This is a genomic window from Paraburkholderia silviterrae (assembly GCF_004353915.1).
Classification (GTDB): Bacteria; Pseudomonadota; Gammaproteobacteria; order Burkholderiales; family Burkholderiaceae; genus Paraburkholderia; species Paraburkholderia silviterrae.
In genome coordinates, this window is the sequence record NZ_SMRP01000001.1 from 217,024 (window position 1) to 234,379 (window position 17,356).

The 17,356-nt window shown below is 64.9% G+C and carries 13 protein-coding genes, 1 pseudogene and 2 riboswitches; of the genes and pseudogenes, 3 read left to right on the plus strand and 11 right to left on the minus strand.

Going from position 1 to position 17,356, the window contains the following annotated elements:
- Positions 1 to 51 precede the first annotated feature (51 nt).
- The 6 genes from atzF to EYW47_RS01125 form a co-directional block, all read right to left on the minus strand.
- Positions 52 to 1,899 carry an allophanate hydrolase gene (gene atzF / locus EYW47_RS01100; protein WP_133193043.1) on the minus strand — a complete coding sequence of 616 codons (1,848 nt, stop codon included), beginning with the start codon at positions 1,897 to 1,899 and terminating at the stop codon, positions 52 to 54.
- A complete protein-coding gene (uca, locus tag EYW47_RS01105) occupies positions 1,890 to 5,522 on the minus strand; it encodes an urea carboxylase (protein ID WP_133193044.1) in 3,633 nt (1,210 codons plus the stop codon). The genes atzF and uca overlap by 10 nt, the downstream gene beginning before the upstream one ends.
- Positions 5,522 to 6,175, minus strand: coding sequence for an urea amidolyase associated protein UAAP2 (locus EYW47_RS01110; RefSeq protein WP_133193045.1), 654 nt, complete (start codon positions 6,173 to 6,175; stop codon positions 5,522 to 5,524). Before EYW47_RS01110 ends, uca begins: the two co-directional genes overlap by 1 nt.
- A 10-nt stretch (positions 6,176 to 6,185) precedes the next feature.
- On the minus strand, positions 6,186 to 6,950 hold the full coding sequence (locus EYW47_RS01115; RefSeq protein WP_133193046.1) for an urea amidolyase associated protein UAAP1: 765 nt from the start codon (positions 6,948 to 6,950) through the stop codon (positions 6,186 to 6,188).
- Between the two features lie 57 nt (positions 6,951 to 7,007).
- A riboswitch (guanidine-I (ykkC/yxkD leader) is annotated at positions 7,008 to 7,142 on the minus strand.
- 453 nt (positions 7,143 to 7,595) lie between these two features.
- Positions 7,596 to 8,645 carry an isopenicillin N synthase family dioxygenase gene (locus tag EYW47_RS01120; RefSeq protein WP_240763484.1) on the minus strand — a complete coding sequence of 350 codons (1,050 nt, stop codon included), beginning with the start codon at positions 8,643 to 8,645 and terminating at the stop codon, positions 7,596 to 7,598.
- Between the two features lie 46 nt (positions 8,646 to 8,691).
- Complete coding sequence (locus EYW47_RS01125; RefSeq protein WP_133193048.1) at positions 8,692 to 9,573, minus strand: sugar phosphate isomerase/epimerase family protein; 882 nt, start codon at positions 9,571 to 9,573, stop codon at positions 8,692 to 8,694.
- 221 nt (positions 9,574 to 9,794) lie between these two features.
- On the opposite strand from EYW47_RS01125, the gene EYW47_RS01130 reads away from it, so the two are divergent.
- The 3 genes and pseudogenes from EYW47_RS01130 to EYW47_RS41605 form a co-directional block, all read left to right on the plus strand.
- Positions 9,795 to 10,133, plus strand: a complete 339-nt coding sequence (locus tag EYW47_RS01130) for a MarR family transcriptional regulator (RefSeq protein ID WP_240763485.1) — start codon at positions 9,795 to 9,797, stop codon at positions 10,131 to 10,133.
- Positions 10,134 to 10,228: 95 nt separating this feature from the next.
- Positions 10,229 to 10,353: riboswitch (guanidine-I (ykkC/yxkD leader) on the plus strand.
- A gap of 124 nt (positions 10,354 to 10,477) precedes the next feature.
- Positions 10,478 to 11,494 (plus strand): ABC transporter substrate-binding protein, encoded by a 1,017-nt coding sequence (locus EYW47_RS01135; RefSeq protein ID WP_133193050.1) that lies wholly within the window; start codon positions 10,478 to 10,480, stop codon positions 11,492 to 11,494.
- 235 nt (positions 11,495 to 11,729) lie between these two features.
- Positions 11,730 to 11,864: pseudogene (locus EYW47_RS41605) on the plus strand (ABC transporter permease); the annotation flags it as partial.
- 6 nt (positions 11,865 to 11,870) lie between these two features.
- On the opposite strand, the gene EYW47_RS01145 reads toward EYW47_RS41605, so the two are convergent.
- From EYW47_RS01145 to EYW47_RS01165, 5 genes are all read right to left on the minus strand, one after another.
- On the minus strand, positions 11,871 to 12,563 hold the full coding sequence (locus tag EYW47_RS01145; protein WP_133193051.1) for a TetR family transcriptional regulator: 693 nt from the start codon (positions 12,561 to 12,563) through the stop codon (positions 11,871 to 11,873).
- 65 nt (positions 12,564 to 12,628) lie between these two features.
- The gene (locus tag EYW47_RS01150; protein ID WP_133193052.1) at positions 12,629 to 13,546 is read right to left on the minus strand and encodes an ABC transporter permease; all 918 of its coding nucleotides are present in this window, start codon (positions 13,544 to 13,546) and stop codon (positions 12,629 to 12,631) included.
- Positions 13,543 to 14,661 carry an ABC transporter permease gene (locus EYW47_RS01155; protein WP_133193053.1) on the minus strand — a complete coding sequence of 373 codons (1,119 nt, stop codon included), beginning with the start codon at positions 14,659 to 14,661 and terminating at the stop codon, positions 13,543 to 13,545. The genes EYW47_RS01150 and EYW47_RS01155 overlap by 4 nt, the downstream gene beginning before the upstream one ends.
- Positions 14,658 to 16,253, minus strand: a complete 1,596-nt coding sequence (locus tag EYW47_RS01160; RefSeq protein WP_133193054.1) for an ABC transporter ATP-binding protein — start codon at positions 16,251 to 16,253, stop codon at positions 14,658 to 14,660. Before EYW47_RS01160 ends, EYW47_RS01155 begins: the two co-directional genes overlap by 4 nt.
- Positions 16,250 to 17,275: a BMP family protein gene (locus EYW47_RS01165; protein WP_133193055.1), complete on the minus strand. Its 1,026-nt coding sequence runs from the start codon at positions 17,273 to 17,275 to the stop codon at positions 16,250 to 16,252. Before EYW47_RS01165 ends, EYW47_RS01160 begins: the two co-directional genes overlap by 4 nt.
- Positions 17,276 to 17,356 lie beyond the last annotated feature (81 nt).

The window sequence follows — 17,356 nt, forward strand, 5'->3', positions numbered from 1 at the left end:
ATCTCCAGGATGAGTACAACATTGAATTCGCTCTTACAACTGACAATCTCGTTACGCCCCGGCCGCTGTCTGGTTTGCGGCCTCATGCGCACGCCAGGCGCGCCAGCCGCCGTGACGGGTGATATCGGGTGCGCGTTCGAGCGCAGCGTGTTCGCAGAGGAAACCGAGCACGGACTCGCCGTTCGCGAGCTCGAGCGTGCCGATGCCAAGCGGCGCAGGAATCAGGGCGACGAACGTGCCGAATGCGCTGGCCGGCATCGACCAGACTTCGACCTCAATTGCCGCCCCGCCCTGATTCACACGGATGAGACCGGGTTTCGCGGGCGCGTTGACGTCGCGTTGCGGCAGCACATGGAGGCGATACGCCGGTGCGGTCGTGGTCGTTGCGAGGAGCGTCGCGCCACGCTCGGTCAACTGTCCATTCAACGGCTCGCCGCTCAGGTGCGCGCCGACCACGGCAACACGGATTGTCTGCGCGCCGGTAGACGCGCTGCTCGCGCCTCGCGCACGTTCTGCGGGCTCGTCCAGCCACGCCCGCGCGAGATCGAGCAGTTGCGCGTCTTCATGCGCGCGGCCAACGAACGTCACGCCGAATGGCTTGCCCTCGTGCGGGCCTTCGCCGCCTGCGCCCGCCGGCACGGCGAGCGCGGAAAGATCGAGGAGATTCACGAAATTCGTGTAATAGCCAAAGCGGGCATTCACGCCGACGGGGTCGGCCTCCAGCGCTTCTACCGCCGCCGTGGTGGGCGACGTGGGCGTCACGAGCACATCGACCTTCGTCCACACGTGGCTCGCGGCCTCGCGCAGCACGGCGAGCCGGTCGAACGCCGCGAACGCATCGGCGGCACTCCAGCGTCTGGCGCCACCGATAATGGCGCGCGTGACCGGATGCAGCGCATCGGGATGCGCCTTGAAAAACGGCTGGATCGCGGCGAGCCGCTCGGCCACCCAGGGCCCTTCGTACAGCAGCCGTGCGGTGTCGAGAAAGGGTTCGAAATCGATCTCGACCAGTTCCGCGCCCGCCGCGCGCAGCCTCGCCAGCGCGCCATCGAACGCCTGCGCGTACGACGTATCGCCGTAGAATTCGAGCTGCGCAGCGCGCGGCACGCCAAAGCGCACACCGTGCAGTGAAGAGCGCGTGGATGCATCCACTGGCGGCGTCCATTCACGCGCATACGGATCGCCCACCGTTGTGCCGCGCGCGCAGTCGAACACGTTTTGCGCGTCGTTCGCCGTGTGGGCGAAGATCGACACGCAGTCGAGCGAGCGACACGCCGGCACGACGCCCAGCGTGCTGAGCACGCCTTTCGTCGGCTTCAGGCCGACGAGGCCATGAAACGCGGCGGGCACGCGTCCCGATCCGGCGGTATCCGTCCCCAGCGAAAACGCGGCGAGCCCGAGCGCCACCGCCACGGCCGAGCCCGAACTGGACCCGCCGGACGCGTAGCGAAGATCGAGCGCATTGCGGCAGGCGCCGTGCGGCGAGCGTTGGCCCGAGAGGCCTGTGGCGAACTGGTCGAGGTTGGTCTTGCCCACGGGAATCGCGCCGGCCGCAATCAGCCTCTCGACCACGGGCGCGCTGTGCGCCGGCGTGTAGGCGAACTCCGGGCAGGCCGCCGTGGTTGGCACGCCCGCGAGATCGATGTTGTCCTTGATCGCGAATGGAATGCCATAGAGCGGTAACGATGCCGGGTCTTTGTCCGCCAGCGCGCTGGCGTAGCGCATCATCTCCTCGCGCGTCAGGGCCCGGATCCATACGCGATGGGGGTCGTCGCCCGCCGTGCGGGCCGCGATCTGCGCAACGAGTTGCGCCGGGGTCAGCGTGCCATCCAGATAGCGTGCGCGCAGTGCGGTAATCGACATCGTTTCCACGGGCAGTGTCTGCGGTTTCATTGACATGCGGCCTCCTCGCCGCTCACGGCATTTGCATTTACGGCGTCCACACGGATCACCATCAGGCGCTGGCCCGCCACGACGGCGTCCCCCGCCGCGCAGTCGAGCAGGTCGATCACACCGTCGGCGCTCGCAGCCACCGTCACTTCCATCTTCATCGACTCCAGAATCGCCACTTCCTGCCCCTCCACGACACGCTCACCTTCTGCCACGAGCAGCTTCCACACGCTGCCCGACACGTCTGCACTGATTGCACGGCAGTCCTCATCGAGTGCGGATGGTTCGTCCAACGCCCCTGCTGCTGCAGCCTCCTGCGCACCGGACTCGCCTGAATAGCCGGCCTGCCCCGCCGCGCGCCAGCGTTCGCGCTCCGCTTCGAACGCCGCCTGCTGCGTTGCCTTGAACGCGGCAATCGAGGCAGCCTCGTCGCGCAGGAAACGCTCGTATTCGCCGAGATCGAACACCGACTCCTCGATGCGCAGACTGCGGCGTCCCGCCACGAAGTCGCTGCGCCATGCCTCAAGCTCGGCTTCGCTCACCTCATAGAAGCGGATCTCGTCGAAGAAGCGCAGCAGCCATGGCTTGCCAGCCTCGAATTCCGCGGTGGTCCGATAGCGGTTCCACATCTGCACGGTGCGGCCCACGAACTGGTAGCCACCGGGGCCCTCCATGCCGTAGACGCACAGATAGGCGCCGCCGATGCCCACCGCGTTCTCGGGGGTCCACGTCCGTGCGGGGTTGTACTTCGTCGTCACGAGCCGGTGGCGTGGGTCGACGGGTGTTGCGACGGGGGCGCCCAGGTAGACGTCGCCGAGTCCGAGCACGAGGTAGCGTGCGTCGAACACGATGCGCTTCACGTCTTCGATACTGTCGAGCCCGTTGATGCGCCGGATGAATTCGATATTGCTCGGGCACCACGGCGCGTCGGGCCGCACTGACTGCATGTAGCGTTCGATTGCCACGCGCGTGGACGGGTCGTCCCACGAAAGCGGCAGATGGACGATACGGTTGGGCACGCGCATCGCATCGACGGCGGGAAGCTGTAGTTCGGCCTCCTTCAGATGCTCGATCAGCCGCTCACAGGACAGCAGGCTGCGGTCGAAATGAACCTGCAGCGAGCGGATGCCCGGTGTGAGATCGATGATGCCCGGCAGTCGATGATCCGCCAGCCAGTTCATGAGCGCGTGAACGCGAAAGCGCAGCTTCAGGTCGAGTACCGGCGGTCCATACTCGATCAGCAGATTGCGGTCGCCCGAGCGGCGATAGACCACGCCCACGCCGTCACCCGCGCGGTTGTCGCTGTACAGCACGCACTCGCGCACACCGTTGTGCGCGGCGCGCGCTGCGGGCTCGGGCACGGACGCGGGTACCGGTGCAGGCACCGGTACGGGCACAAATCGCACCGTATCGCCGGGACGCAGTTGGCCGAGCTTCCAGAGGTCGTCGGCGATGACCGTGACGGGACACACGAAGCCCCCGAGGCTAGGGCCGTCCGGACCGAGGATCACGGGCATGTCGCCCGTGAAATCCACGGCGCCGATCGCATAGGCGTTGTCGTGGATGTTCGACGGATGCAGCCCCGCTTCGCCACCGTCCGGGCGCGCCCACTGCGGCTTTGGCCCGATCAGGCGCACCCCCGTGCGGCTGGAGTTGTAGTGAACGGTCCAGCTTGCTTCGTAGAGCATCGCAATGTCGGCGGGCGTGAGGAAGTCCGGCGCACCGTGCGGCCCATCCAGCACCGCGAGTTCCCATGCGTGCGTGAGGACCGGTGCGCGCGCCGCGTCGAGCTTCGCACCGGCCTTGCCGTGTCCAGCCTCGGGCCCGAGATGCAGCACGTCGCCCTTGCGCAGCGCACGTCCCGCGTGTCCGCCGAACTGGCCGAGCGTGAACGTGGCCTTGCTGCCGAGGTAGTCCGGCACCTGCAGTCCACCCTTGACCGCCAGACACGCGCGCGCCCCCGCACCGGTCACGCCGCCGAGCTTGAGCACGCTGCCTGCTCCCGCGCGCACCACCTGCCACTGCGCCACCGGCTCGCGGTCAAGCGTGGCGGCGAGCGACGCACCGCCCAGCACGAAGAGCGTGTCCGTGTTGAACCGCAGCGTCGCGCCCACCATCGTGAACTCGAGTCCGGCGGCCTCGGCCGCGTTGCCTATCAGTTCGTTCGCAAGCCGGAACGACAGGTCATCCATTGGACCGGAGGGCGGCACGCCCACATCCCAATAGCCGAGTCTGCCCGGCGTCTGCTGCACGGTCGTCTGCACGCCGCCGTCGAGCACATCGATCGTGTGCGGCGCGAACGCGAAGCGGCCCAGAAAGCCCGTGGTCTGCTCGCCTGCCGCGAACGTCGCCGACCCGGCGATCGCGCGCAGGTAGTCGAGATTCGTTTCGATACCGTAAAGCTGCGTGCCGCCCAGCGCCTCGCGCAGGCGGCCCAGCGCGGCCTCGCGCGTCGCGCCCGTCGCGATGATCTTCGCGAGCAGCGGATCGTAGAACGCGCTGACTTCGGTGCCGGCCTCGACCCACGTATCCACGCGCACGTGCGGCGCGAACGCCACATGGGTGAGCTGGCCGGAGCTCGGCTGGAACTGCTTGTTCGGGTCTTCGGCGTAGACACGCACCTGGATGCTGGCCCCGTGAGGTTCGCACGCCAGCGTATCGAGCGGCACGAGCGTGCCCTCGGCCTCGCGAATCATCCATTCGACGAGATCGGCGCCCGTCACGGCTTCGGTCACGCCATGCTCGACCTGCAGGCGTGTATTGACCTCGAGGAAATAGAACGCGCGCGTATCGGCGTCGAACACGAACTCCACGGTGCCCGCCGATGCGTAGTTCACGGCCTTCGCGAGACGCACGGCCGTCGCGTGCAGCGCGCTGCGCTCCGCGCCGGTGAGGCCAGGCGCGGGCGTTTCCTCGATCACCTTCTGGTTGCGCCGCTGTACCGAGCAGTCGCGCTCGCCCAGCGCGATTACGTTGCCCGCGCCGTCGCCGAACACCTGCACCTCGATATGGCGTGCATTGCCGACGAACTTTTCGAGGTACACGCCTGCATTCGCGAAGTTGGTCTCGCCAAGCCGCGCGACGGAAGCAAAGGCCGCTTCGAGCTGCGCGGCGTCGCGGCACAGCGACATGCCGATTCCGCCGCCGCCCGCCGTGCTCTTGAGCATGACCGGATAACCCAGCGAGAGCGCCGCCTCGAGCGCCGCATCGACGTCGGGCAAAAGCCCCGTGCCCGGCAGCAGCGCCACGCCGTTCGCCTTCGCGACTTCGCGCGCCGTGTGCTTGAGGCCGAATACCTTCATCTGCTCCGGACGCGGGCCGATGAAGCGGATGCCCGCCGCTTCGCAGGCCTGGGCGAACGCGGCGTTCTCGGACAGGAAGCCGTAGCCGGGATGCACCGCCTGCGCGCCCGTGCGCCGCGCGGCTTCGAGGATGGCCTCTGCGTTCAGATAGCTCGCGGCAACGGGCGCCGGGCCGATGCAGACGGCCTCGTCGGCCAGCATCACGTGCATCGCATGGCGGTCCGCTTCGGAGTAAACGGCCACCGATGCGATGCCGAGCCGTTTGAGCGTGCGGATCACGCGGCACGCAATCTCGCCGCGATTGGCGATGAGGATCTTGTCGAACGCCATCATGCCTCCCAGACGAGGAGACGCACCGGCGTGGGGTTGTAGCCGTTGCAGGGATTATTCAGCTGGGGGCAGTTCGAGATCAGCACGGTCACGTCCTGTTCCGCGCGAACCTCCACGTACTTGCCCGGCGCGGAAATGCCATCTTCGAACGTGAGGCCGCCCTGCGGGGTGACCGGCACATTCATGAAGAAGTTGATGTTGCTGACGATGTCGCGCTTCGTGAGCCGGAGGCCCGCGCCGCAGGTGCAATGCGTGATCGCGTTGAGGAAGCTGTCGCGGCAGCTGTGCATGTGGCGCTTGTCGAGCGCGTAGCGCACCGTGTTGCTCTCCGCCGCGCACGCGCCGCCCAGGGTATCGTGCCGCCCGCATGTGTCGGCGACGATGGTCAGGAGTGCGTTGTTTTGGTTCGACATCAGCACGCTGCCCGCCGACAGGTACAGATTGCCTTGCGCGCGGATCGTGTCCTGCGCGCTGTAGCGCTCGGTGGGATCGGCACTGCTGTAGAAAAGCGTATCGACGGCCTGATTGCCTTCGAGGTCGACGATGCGCAGCGTCTCGCCGCGCTTGAGATCGTAGAGCCACGGCTCGCCGGCGCGCAAAGTGAGGTCGAAGCGGGCGTCACGCGCGTCGCGCGTGCTTTCGATGATGGTCATGGCGCTCCCCTCAGGCGAACAGACGGTCGGTGTTTTCGAAGCCACGGCCGTTCTCGGGGCACGCGGTGCGGCACGGATCGTCGGTCGGTGCCGTCGAGTCGGCGGGATAGGCGCGCCATGCGATCAGCTTCACGGGCTTCGGCGCGTAGTCGCTGCGCGGATCGAGCGGATGCGGCGCCGTCGAAAACGCGGCAAGCGTGTTCATCTCGAAGCGCAGATCGAACGCCGCACCCGCAGGCGAGTGCCCGCTCACGTACGCGAGCGCACCGTCGTCGGCCACGGCCACCTTGCTGAAGAAATTCACGTTCGCGGCGAGGTCGCGCCCCGAGAGGCCGTGTTTCGCGAGTTCGAGCACGAGGCTGTCACGGCCGTTGCGGATCATGTCGTTGCGATGGGTCTGGTAGTGCGTCTCGCCATACTTGCGTGAGAACAGCACGGCGTCGCCCACGCCCCCCAACGGATCGTGCCAGCCAAGCGTGTCGCCCGTGATCGACGCGATCACGCGACCCATGTCGGTATAGAGCGCGTGGCCCTGCGTGAAATGCGCCGTGTGCTGCGCCTTGAGCGTGTCCGCCATGTTGTAGCGTTCGAGCGGATCTTCCTGACGATGGAAGACGGCCGAAAGATTCGCGCCGCCTTCGATGTCGACGATGCGCAATGCGAGTCCACGGCGCAGCACGCCAGACCAGTGCGTGCCCGCGGGAATGACGGTGGTCCATAGCGGCGCGACGATGGGCGGCAACGCCGCGAGATCGGAGGAGTAGCGGGACGGCATGGAGGCTCCTGGTGTCGAAGTGGAAAAAGCGTGAGAGGGCGACCGAACGACATCGCGACCTCCCGGGCTTTTATCCCTCCGTGGAGCCCCGCCGCCGCCTTGCCATCAAGGTGGGAGACGAGACCGGATTGCTCTCGGACCAGGCATCGCACGCGAGACTGCACGGCGACCGGAACCCTAGCGATCCTAAGATGATGCAAATTGCTTCGCACCTCTCGCGGCATAGATAAGCCAGTTCCATGCCAGCACAACGAGAAGCCGATCCGAAAACGCGCACAGGCCAGCGGGCTGGACGTGTCTCAGCGTGCCGCGCCGAAAGTTCGAAGGGCATATACAACGCTTGCAGGTCACTGACGCGCGCTCGCGGGGCGTTCAGTGCACTGCCATGAGGACACTGCACCACGTCGAAGCATGCAATGCCATCCATCGGGGTCACTGGCGGTGCTTGCGCGATGGCATGGCGATTGCATTCCTGTCCGATAGCCCGTCAACTGGAGTACTCACATGCCATTTCTTTCCCAACTTCGCCGCCTGCTCTACGAGATCATGGCCTCGCGCTTCATCGAGTTGCAGCGACCTGAATGCGCATGCCAGACACAGCGAACGGAAGGTGGTGCCCCGGACTGAGCCTGCAAGCCGCGCGCGTCAATCTTGTCCGGCGGATTTCGCGGCGCGGGCATGTTGCCCGAAGCTGGCAGTCGACGCTGCTTCATCGGAGAGCACCAGCTGCCCGCTTTCGACGCGCCGCCGCAGATAGGTGAACGTGCGCGCCGTTTGCCTGAACAGGTGCTCTCCGGCCACGAGCGGCGGGTAGGCCTGCAGCGCAGCGGGCGTTGCATAGCCCGGCAGCGGCGCAACTACCGTCTCGTAGTCACAGGCAAAGAAGAGCGGGAACGAATAGCGCTCCTCGACAACCTTGCGCACACGGTGTGACGTCGCCACATAGGCGCCGCCCGTCCACGCCTCGAGCATGTCGCCAATATTGACCACAAATGCGTCGTCGACGGGCGGCGCGTCGATCCACTGCCCCTCGCCGTTCATGACCTCCAGACCGGGCGCGGTCGGAAAAAGGATCGTAAAGCACTCGTAATCCGTGTGCGCACCAATGCCGGGCTGATCCGAGGCCTGCGTATCATGTGGGTAGTGAACGAGTCGCAGCTGACTCGGCGGTCGCTTCAGCAGCGTATCGAAATGATCTTCGGCAAGACCCAGGGCGAGCGCGAATCCGCGAAAAAGCACGCGACCCAGCGCGATCACGGCTTCGTAATATCGGCTGACTGCCTCACGAAATCCTGGCAGATCCTCGGGCCAGACATTCGGACCGAGCATTGGCGTTCCGCGTGCGACGGCAGGGTCATCGGCCGGCAGTTCGAGGCCCGTGTCGAACGCCTCCTTCCTGTCGCGCGCGCCTTGCCCGAACACCTCCTCGCCTTCGGGAACGTAGCCACGGTGTGCGCGAGAGTGACCGATGTAGTATTGCATCTTCCGCTCGTACGGGAGCGCAAAGAAGTTGCGCGCATGCGCAGTCAACGCCGAGCGCAACGAGCCTGGCACGCCGTGGCCAACTACGTAGAAGAATCCCACCTCTCGCGCCGAGCGGTCCAAAGCACGAGCCGCGGCGAGGCGCCGGTCAAGGTCGTCGCTAAAGAGCCCGGCGATGTCGACAACGGGAAGGCGATCGAAGGCAGTATGCATAGGGATCCTGATCATGTGATTGCAGTCGTGAAAACGCCGCGAGGCATCAACCCGCATGTCGGGCTGTCATGCCCGGCGCTATTTGCGCACGGCGTAGAAACGCGTCGTAGTGCTGGCGCTCCTGCGCGGCCATCCACGCATTGATTTCCCACAGGTCAGCGACCGGCGCGTGGGTAAACGGCAGCGTGTGGAGGTAACCGTCCGGCCCGAATTCGGGCGTCATCGTCGTCGTCGCGTAGCCTTGCCGGCGTTGGGCTGCCCATATCTGCTCCCACGCGCGCTGGTGCCATTCGAGGCAAGTCCGATACTCCGCCGCCGCCGGATGCGGCACCTGGGGCCCTTGCGGATAGCCGACGCGCGCATGCACATGGTGCGCGTGCGGCACAAGTTCCGCGAGCGTGTCTTCCTCGCCGTCGAGTAGTCGCTCACAGACGACAACCCAGTGACTGAAGTCGCAGGTTAGCTTCAGGTGCGGGACGGCTCGCACGATGTCGCGCGTCACCCACGGATTGAACATCGAGCGGCTGCGGTGCGTCTCGAAGCTGCAAACGACGTCATGTTTTGCCGCGATGTCGAGCGCACGTGAGAAAAACTCGACTTGTACCGCAAGCGGCCATGCATCACATCCGGCTATAACCGTGAAAAAGCACGGCTTGAGCGCTTTTCCGCGCACAATGCTCTCTTCCAGGTCGCGCAAATGAACATCGGGCGTGGCCGCGCGAATCGGCACATAGCCCCCGCCTGTCGTCACCTCGGCGATGAAGGCGAACCCTTCGTCTTCAAGCACCTGTCCGAGTCGTTCGCGATCGTGGGGCGCTTGCGGCACCTGTGCCTCGATACCGTCGAAACCGGCGCTACGCATTGGGCAAACGACGTCGCGCGGATCGCCCGAAAAACCCCAGAACGTTCTGAAAAGCTCGAGTTTCATGGGAGCCAGTCCGATAATATATGCAAAATTGCATGCAATAATAATCGCGTTTGGGGTGATGTCAATATACTAATTATTGACGCGCTATCTGGCTGCGGATCGAAGCATCGGCCTATGGCGCGCACGCCCACTTTTCGGGAACGCGCGCACGCAAAGCGAGCGCCGCTCCTCATTATGGTGAATCAATGACAAAGAAAATTGGCAGGGCGAAAGCGCGAGCGGTGGCAAAAGCCATCCTCGACATGGATTTCCAGTGGTCCGCGCAGTTTGGCGACATCGGCCTGAATGACCTCAACTACAGCGACCTCTTCCTGCAGATGTGGGCCGGCGACCAGACCGAGTTCCCAAAGACTGCCCTGTACGAGTTCATGCCGGGTGTGAGCCGCCGCACTGCAGTTGCGTACGTGCAGCGACTGATCGACGAGAACTGGCTGCTTGAAAGTGCTGCGCAGAACGACCGCCGGATCAGGTACGTACGGCTCTCGCCAGAGATCGCAGACCGGCTGGAGCGCTTCCTTGCCTTCGTTCATCTGCGCTTTGCAGCGCTCGACAAAGTCTGACCGACTCCCCCACTCTCCAGCGACTCACATCCTGGCCCATGCAGGGTGGCACGCTTTTCGCATAGCAGTGCGCCGAGGGGTGCGATGAAGTCGCATCTTAGGGATGCTAGGGTTCCGGTTCGTTAGAACGTCTGGTCCGAGAGCAGCCCGGTGCATGGGCGCAACCGCTACACACAGGTTCGCGCGCTGCACTACACGGCGGGACAAAAGCCCGGGAGATTGGCGATAGCCGCGGCTATCGTGCCTCTCCGTGGCCGGCCCCGTCACTTCCGATTCCGCTGGTACCGGCCACGCGCAGTGCACCGCAAAGTCCAATCCACTTCACCGGTACCCGGGAGTCCGCAATGAAACGTATTGAAACCGCCGTCTCGCGCCTTGCACCGTCTTTCCGGCACGCATTGACTGGCGTGGCCGCCGCGCTCGCGATCGGCTCCGTCGCCGCACCCGCCGTCGCTTCGCCCCTGAAGATCGGATACAGCGACTGGCCCGGCTATGTCGCGTTCCAGATCGCGATCGACAAGGGCTGGTTCAAGCAGTCCGGCGTAGACGTCGACTTCGAGTGGTTCGATTACTCGGCCTCGCTCGACGCGTTCTCTGCCGGCCGACTCGACGCGGTTGGCACGACCAACGGTGACTCGCTCGTCACCGGGGCAAACGGGGCAAAGAACGTCATGGCGCTCGTCACCGACTATTCGAGTGGCAACGACATGATCATCGGCAAAGCAGGTGTCAAATCCATCGCGGACCTCAAAGGCAAGAAAGTCGGCGTCGAAGTCGGTCTCGTAGATCATTTGCTTCTCGATACCGCCCTTGGCGCGCATGGCCTCAAGGAATCGGACGTCACGCTCGTCAATGCGAAGACAAACGAACTGCCGCAGGTGCTCGGGTCGTCGAACGATATCGCCGCGGTAGCCGCATGGCAACCGAACGCCGGAGAGGCGCTGACGCACGTACCCGGATCCCGGCCGATCTATACGTCATCGGACGCGCCCGGACTTATCTATGACGTGCTCGCCGTCAATCCGTCGAGCCTCGCTTCGCACAGGGCGGAATGGGAAAAGGTGATCAAGGTCTGGTATCGCTGCGTGGCCTACATCGACGATCCGAAAACGCAACCGGATGCCGTCAAGATCATGTCGGCGCGCGTGGGGCTGACGCCCGAGCAGTATCTCCCGCTGCTGAAGGGGACGCACCTGCTCGATCTTGCTGCCGCGAAGAAGGTATTCGTGAAAGGAGACGACTTTGGTTCGCTCTATGGATCGAGCGTGAATGCCGACAAGTTCAATGTGCGTAACGGCGTCTACAAGCAATCGCAGGACGTCAATGCGTACATCGATCCAGTGTTGATCAAGGCGCAGTAACGCCCACAACCTGTCAGCCCATCGCCGTGCACTGGCGGCTATCGGAGGGTGGCCACCGCGATGGGTGCGCGTCGGACATTCACGTCCATACTGACGAACTGGCGGCCGCACGCGCCCGGGCTGACAACGCGTATTGCCCCGGCGACTTCGCAGTTGAGGCGCGCGGGTGCATCCAGCGCGACGCGTACGATGGAGTGCCCGGCGTGCGCGTCATCAGCACGCCGGGGCATACTGCGGCCTGACGACCCCGGTCACGACGCCCGTAATTTACGCGCTCGGCACGAAGACCACCTTGCTGTCGCTCGTGGTGATGGTCGGTGGCCGGCTAATCGTCAGAGCAATTTCGAAGAAAAGAAAAACAGTCGACTGAACGCGCTCAGTTCAGTTCGAGCACGCGCTCTCCGGCGAGATACGCGCGCACGAGCTCATGCGTCTGCGCCGTGTGATCGCTCTGCCACGACGGCGCGAGCATGTCGGTGTCGAACATGCGCGAGATGGTGTACGCATTCGACCTGTGAAAGTACGCGAGGCTCACGAGCGTCACGTACAGATGCAGCGGGTCAATTCCCTTGCGCAGCGTACCCGCCGCCTCGCCGCGCCGGATCAACGTGTGGAGCTTGTCGAGCACCGGCGAGGACATCGCCTGGATCACTTTCGACTTCTTTAGCACTCGCGCCCGGTTCAGGTTTTCCCACGACAACAGGCACAGCAGTTCCGGATGCGCGGCGAAATGGCCTTCGGTGAAGTCGTAGAGCTGAAGGATGCCTGTGGCGGGATCGACCGTGTGTACGTCGAGCGTCACCGCGAGCTCCGCCTCGCGCAGCCGCGCGAGCACATGCTCCAGCACTTCTACGTAGAGCGCTTCCTTGCCGCCGAAGTAGTGATAGATCATGCGGATGTTCACCTTCGCACGAGTCGCGATGGTCTCGACGCGCGCGCCGCTGAAGCCCTTGTCGGCGAATTCCCGGATCGCGATGTTGAAGATGCGCTCGCGCGTTTTCGCGGCGAGCTGCTGGCGGCGCGTGGGCTCGTCTTTGCTGGTCTTTCTGGATACGGCTGTGCCTGGCATGAAATCGATCGATGAGTTGAACACGGCGCGACGAAACACAATGGTACTCCGTCGCGCCGACGCGATTAGCGTTTGAACGGCTGCGTGAGCGCGGGCGGCGCGGTCTGCCGGCCGATCAGGCCCGCGACCGCGACCAGCGCAAGCAGATAGGGCAGCATGGCCAGAAGCGCGGTCGGCACGTGCAGGCCGAACATCGGCAACTGAAACTGCATCGCGGTGGCCGTCCCGAACAGCAGGCACGCGAGCGCGGTGCGGCCGATCTTCCAGTTGCCGAAGATGATCGCCGCGATCGCGAGATAGCCGGTGCCGTTGGTCATGCCTTCGGTAAAGGTGTGAATATCGCCGATGGAAATAAAGCAGCCCGCCGCCGCCGACATCACACCCGAGAACACGACCGCGCCGTAGCGGATGCGCACGACGGGAAGACCCGACTGATCGACCGCACGCGGCGCAACCCCGCTCGCATGCAGTGCGATGCCAAGCGCGGTGCGGCGCATGACGACCGAGGTCGCGATCAACACGGCAAGGCCCGCATACAGCAGCCACGCCTGCCCGAACACCGGCTCGCCGATCAGCGGAAGCTTGCCCAGCACCGGCGGCGACCAGTGCGCGAGCCCCGGAATCGTGGCGTTCGAACGTTCGCCGAAGATTTCCCGGTAAGCGAGCGTGGTGCCGCCGAGCGCCAGGATGTTGATACCGATGCCCGTCACGATCTGGTTCGCGCGCAGCGTCACGCTCAAAAACGCCTGCAGCAGCGCGAGCGGAATCACGCCTAGCATGCCGCCCAAAAGGCCGAGCGAGGGAATGCCCGTGAGCCACGAAAACGTCGCACCTAGAAACGCCCCCGTCAGCATCATGCCTTCGACGCTCATGTTGAGCACACCCGCCCGCTCGCTGATGAGCTCGCCGGTGGCGGCAATCATCATGGGCGCGGACAGGCGAATGGATGCACCCGCGAATACCGCCAGGAGTTCGAGATTCATCGCCGCGCGTCTCCCTTGTCGAGCCACCACGCGCCGCCCGCGAGCGCGATGGTGACGATGCCCTGCACGATCAGCACGAGTGCCGACGGCACCTGCGCGACCATTTCCATATTGATGCCGCCCGAGCGCAGAAAACCGAACAGCAGCGCGGCGACGAGCACGCCCGTGATCGAACCACGGGCGAGCAGTCCGACGACGAGTCCGTCGAAGCCATAGCCCGACGAGAACCCGGCCTTGAGCGAATACTGGTCGCCCTGGAGCATGAGTGCGCCCGCCAGCCCACTGAACGCGCCCGCAAGCGCCAGTGCGCCGACGAGCGACGAAGTGATCGGCAAGCCCGCACGTCTCGCGGCAACGGCGTTCAGGCCCACCGCGCGCAACGCGAGACCGAAGCGTGTGCGCGTGAGCAGGATCGCGGACGCAATGGCGAGCACGATCGTCACCGGCAAGCCGATGTTCAGATTCATGCCGCTCGTGGCGAAGATAGCCGGCAGTTTCGTCAGATCGGGGATTTCGAGCGATTCGGGCAGCGTCGCCGCGTTGGACATCGGCTGACGCAGCAGCGCTTCGCTTTGCACGCACCAGTACAGAAACCATACGGCGATGAACGACAGCAGCAAGGTACTGATCACTTCGTTCGTGCCGGCCTTCGCCTTCAGCACGCCTGGCACTCCGCCCCACACCGCGCCGGCTGCCGCGGCGCCCAGCATGGGAACAATGAACGACAGGCCAAAAGGAAGATGCGCGCAGCCACCGTAGAGACTCATCGCGGTCGCGACGATGCCGCCGATTGCGAGCTGCCCTTCACCGCCGACGTTGGTCAGACTGGCACGGTTCGCGATGACAAAGCCTGTGCCGACGAGCGCGAACGCGAGGCTGCGATTGATCGACGCTCCGATCGCATAAGGCGAGCCCCAGGCGCCGTCAGCGAAGGCAGCGAGCGCGTCCGCGATGGAGACGTGCATCAGCGCGATCAGCGCGAGCGCGGCGAGCATCGCGAACGCGACGGAGGCGGCGATCACGCCCGCCACCCGCAAGCGCGGCAGGCGCGCGCGCCAGCTTTGCGTGGCACGCGCCGACGCGAATGGGGTTTGCAGTTTCATTTGCGGATTCATGTCATCGACTCCGTGCCCGCCATCCAGGCGCCGATACGGGCGCGATTACTCGCATTGGGCGCGCAGGTGCCCATGATGCGGCCGCGATACAGCACGACAATGCGGTCGGCGACGTTCATCAGTTCGTCGAGTTCGGAGGAAATCAGCAGCACGCCGACGCCACGCTCGCGCGCCGCACGGATGTGCGAGTACACGGCGGCGACCGCGCCGACATCGAGGCCGCGCGTCGGCTGCGCGGCCAGCAGGAAACGCAGCGGATCGAGCGTCAGCTCGCGCGCGAGCACGGCCTTCTGCTGATTGCCGCCGGAGAGACCGCCGAAGAGCGCATCGGGGCTGCTTGCGCGCACATCGAAGCGCTGCATGAGTTCGAGCGCGGCGGCACGCATCTCGCGGCGCTTCAGGAAGCCGGCGCGCGTGTAGCGGTCGACATGATTGATCAGCAGATTGTCGGCGAGACTCATGCCGGTGACGCAACCCACCGCGTGACGATCTTCCGGCACGATGCCCACGCCCGCCTGCGTCAGTTCGTGCGGGCTCGCGTCAGTCATATCGTGCCCGGCGACGAAGAAGCGTCCGGCCGACGCCCTCAGCATGCCCGCAAGCACCGCGCCGAGTTCGCTTTGCCCATTGCCTTCCACGCCCGCGACGCCGACGATCTCACCGCGATTCACAATGAGTGTGCAGTCCTCCAGGCGCGTAACGCCTTCGGCATCGCGTGCGCTCAAGCCATCGAGTTGCAGCACTTCGTCCTGCAGCGGGCGCGAGTACGGCGAAGCGGCCTGCACCAGGGACAGACGCCCGGTGAGATCGCCGGGCGGGTCGTCGCCTTCGCGATGGATCATCGCATGCACGAGCCTGTCGATCTCGGTCGCGGGCGACGCCGAGCGCGCAACCACGCGCCCGGACTGCAGCACGGTCGCATGCGTGGCGACGCGGCTGATCTCTTTGAGCTTGTGCGTGACGAGCACCACCGCGCAGCCACGTTCCGCCACACGCTCACAGGTGTCGAGCAGCGTGTCGATCTCGGCGGGCAAGAGCACCGCGGTCGGCTCGTCGAGCAGCAGAAGACGCGGCTCGCGCAGCAGGCATTTGACGATCTCGACGCGCTGCCGCTCGCCCACCGACAAGTCCGCCACCTGCGCGTCGAGCGGCAACTCCAGACCGACGCTCGCCAGCACATCGCGCACGCGCCGTGCTTCGCGCTGACGGTTTAGCCAGCCACGCGCCTGCCCGAGCAGCAGGTTGTCGAGCACGCTGGCATCGTCGACCAGACTGAAATGCTGGTGCACCATCGCGACGCCGTGCGCGAGCGCCTCGCGTGGATTGCGCGGCCGATATGGCGCGCCGTTCACGCGCATCGTCCCGGCGTCGGGCTGGTGCACGCCGAAGATCACGTTGCATAGCGTCGACTTGCCGGCGCCGTTCTCGCCGAGCAGGCAATGCACGTCGCCGGGCATCAGGTCGAGCGATACGCCTTCGAGCGCCGTGAACGCGCCGAAGCGCTTGCCGATGTCCTCGAGCGAGAGAATCGGCGCGCTATCGCTCGAGGGCGAAGGTGAAGGTAAAGGTAAAGGTAAAGGCAGCGCGCTCATCCTTCGGACACCTTGATTTTCCCGCTGAGGATGTCGTCTTCGATCTGCTTGAGCTTCGCGTCCATCGCGGGCGTCGACTTGCAGATGACCATGCCGGACGCTTTCGGCCCCATCGCGAGGCCGAAAGCCTTGTAGCCCGGTTGCCACTGTCCTTTCTCCAGCTGCTCGATCGCGTACTGCGCCTGAAACCCGACACCGGTAATGCTGTACGCGATATAGAGCGGATCGCTTCCGCAGCGGTCCGTATAGCTGCCGATGACGTGCGTGTTCTTCTCCTTGGCCGCCTGCTCGAGCCCGCGCAGGCCGAGGTTCAGGATGTGATAGTGCACGTCGGCGCCCTGCGCGATGGCGGCGGCCGTTGCTTCACGCGACTTGGCGACATTATCGAAGTCGCCGGTATAGCTTTCGAAATACTTGATCTTCGGATTGATATAGCGCGCGCCGTTACCGAATTCCTTGCCCGCGTTGACGATGGACGGAATTTCCATGCCGCCGACATAGCTCACCGCGCCGTTCTTCGAGAGCATCGCTGCCGCCGCGCCCGCGACGAACGCGATCTCGGCCTGCTTCACGTCGTAGCCCGCGACGTTCGGCGGCATGTTCTCGCCCTTGTTGCCCCCGACGATGGAGAACTTCACGTTCGGAAAGCGCTTCGCGATCTTCAGCACGGCGGCCTGCGTCTGCCCGCCGATGCCGATCACGAGCTGGTTCTTCGTCGCGAGATTGGTGAGCGCCTGCTCCATGTCCGCGTAGTTGATGTTCTCGATGATCTGCGTCTTCAGCTTCGGCCCGAACTCTTTTTGCGCGGCCACGACGCCGTCGTAACCCGACTCCATCCAGCCGTTGTCCGTCTTCGAGCCGGGAATCAGCACGCCGACGCGCATTGCGTCATCGGCGGCGTGCGCAACGGGGAGAAAGAACGCGGGCGCGGCGAGCGCGACCACGCCCGCCATGACCACGGCACGGAACACGAAGCGGCGGCGCAATTTTTCGCGCGAAGCCTGTTGCGAACTGATCATCACTGGCACTCCTTTTGCGTTGACTTTCGGTAAGTAGGTTATTCATGACTGAAACGCACATTGCAACTTCAATGCCAATACGCG

Coding starts and splice junctions, on each gene's coding strand:
- EYW47_RS01160 (WP_133193054.1), bottom strand. CDS start 16,253: ATGAGCGCGCTGCCTTTACCTTTACCTTTACCTTCACCTTCGCCCTCG.
- EYW47_RS01155 (WP_133193053.1), bottom strand. CDS start 14,661: ATGAATCCGCAAATGAAACTGCAAACCCCATTCGCGTCGGCGCGTGCC.
- EYW47_RS01110 (WP_133193045.1), bottom strand. CDS start 6,175: ATGACCATCATCGAAAGCACGCGCGACGCGCGTGACGCCCGCTTCGAC.
- EYW47_RS01150 (WP_133193052.1), bottom strand. CDS start 13,546: ATGAATCTCGAACTCCTGGCGGTATTCGCGGGTGCATCCATTCGCCTG.
- EYW47_RS01145 (WP_133193051.1), bottom strand. CDS start 12,563: ATGCCAGGCACAGCCGTATCCAGAAAGACCAGCAAAGACGAGCCCACG.
- EYW47_RS01120 (WP_240763484.1), bottom strand. CDS start 8,645: ATGCATACTGCCTTCGATCGCCTTCCCGTTGTCGACATCGCCGGGCTC.
- atzF (WP_133193043.1), bottom strand. CDS start 1,899: ATGTCAATGAAACCGCAGACACTGCCCGTGGAAACGATGTCGATTACC.
- EYW47_RS01115 (WP_133193046.1), bottom strand. CDS start 6,950: ATGCCGTCCCGCTACTCCTCCGATCTCGCGGCGTTGCCGCCCATCGTC.
- EYW47_RS01125 (WP_133193048.1), bottom strand. CDS start 9,573: ATGAAACTCGAGCTTTTCAGAACGTTCTGGGGTTTTTCGGGCGATCCG.
- uca (WP_133193044.1), bottom strand. CDS start 5,522: ATGGCGTTCGACAAGATCCTCATCGCCAATCGCGGCGAGATTGCGTGC.
- EYW47_RS01135 (WP_133193050.1), top strand. CDS start 10,478: ATGAAACGTATTGAAACCGCCGTCTCGCGCCTTGCACCGTCTTTCCGG.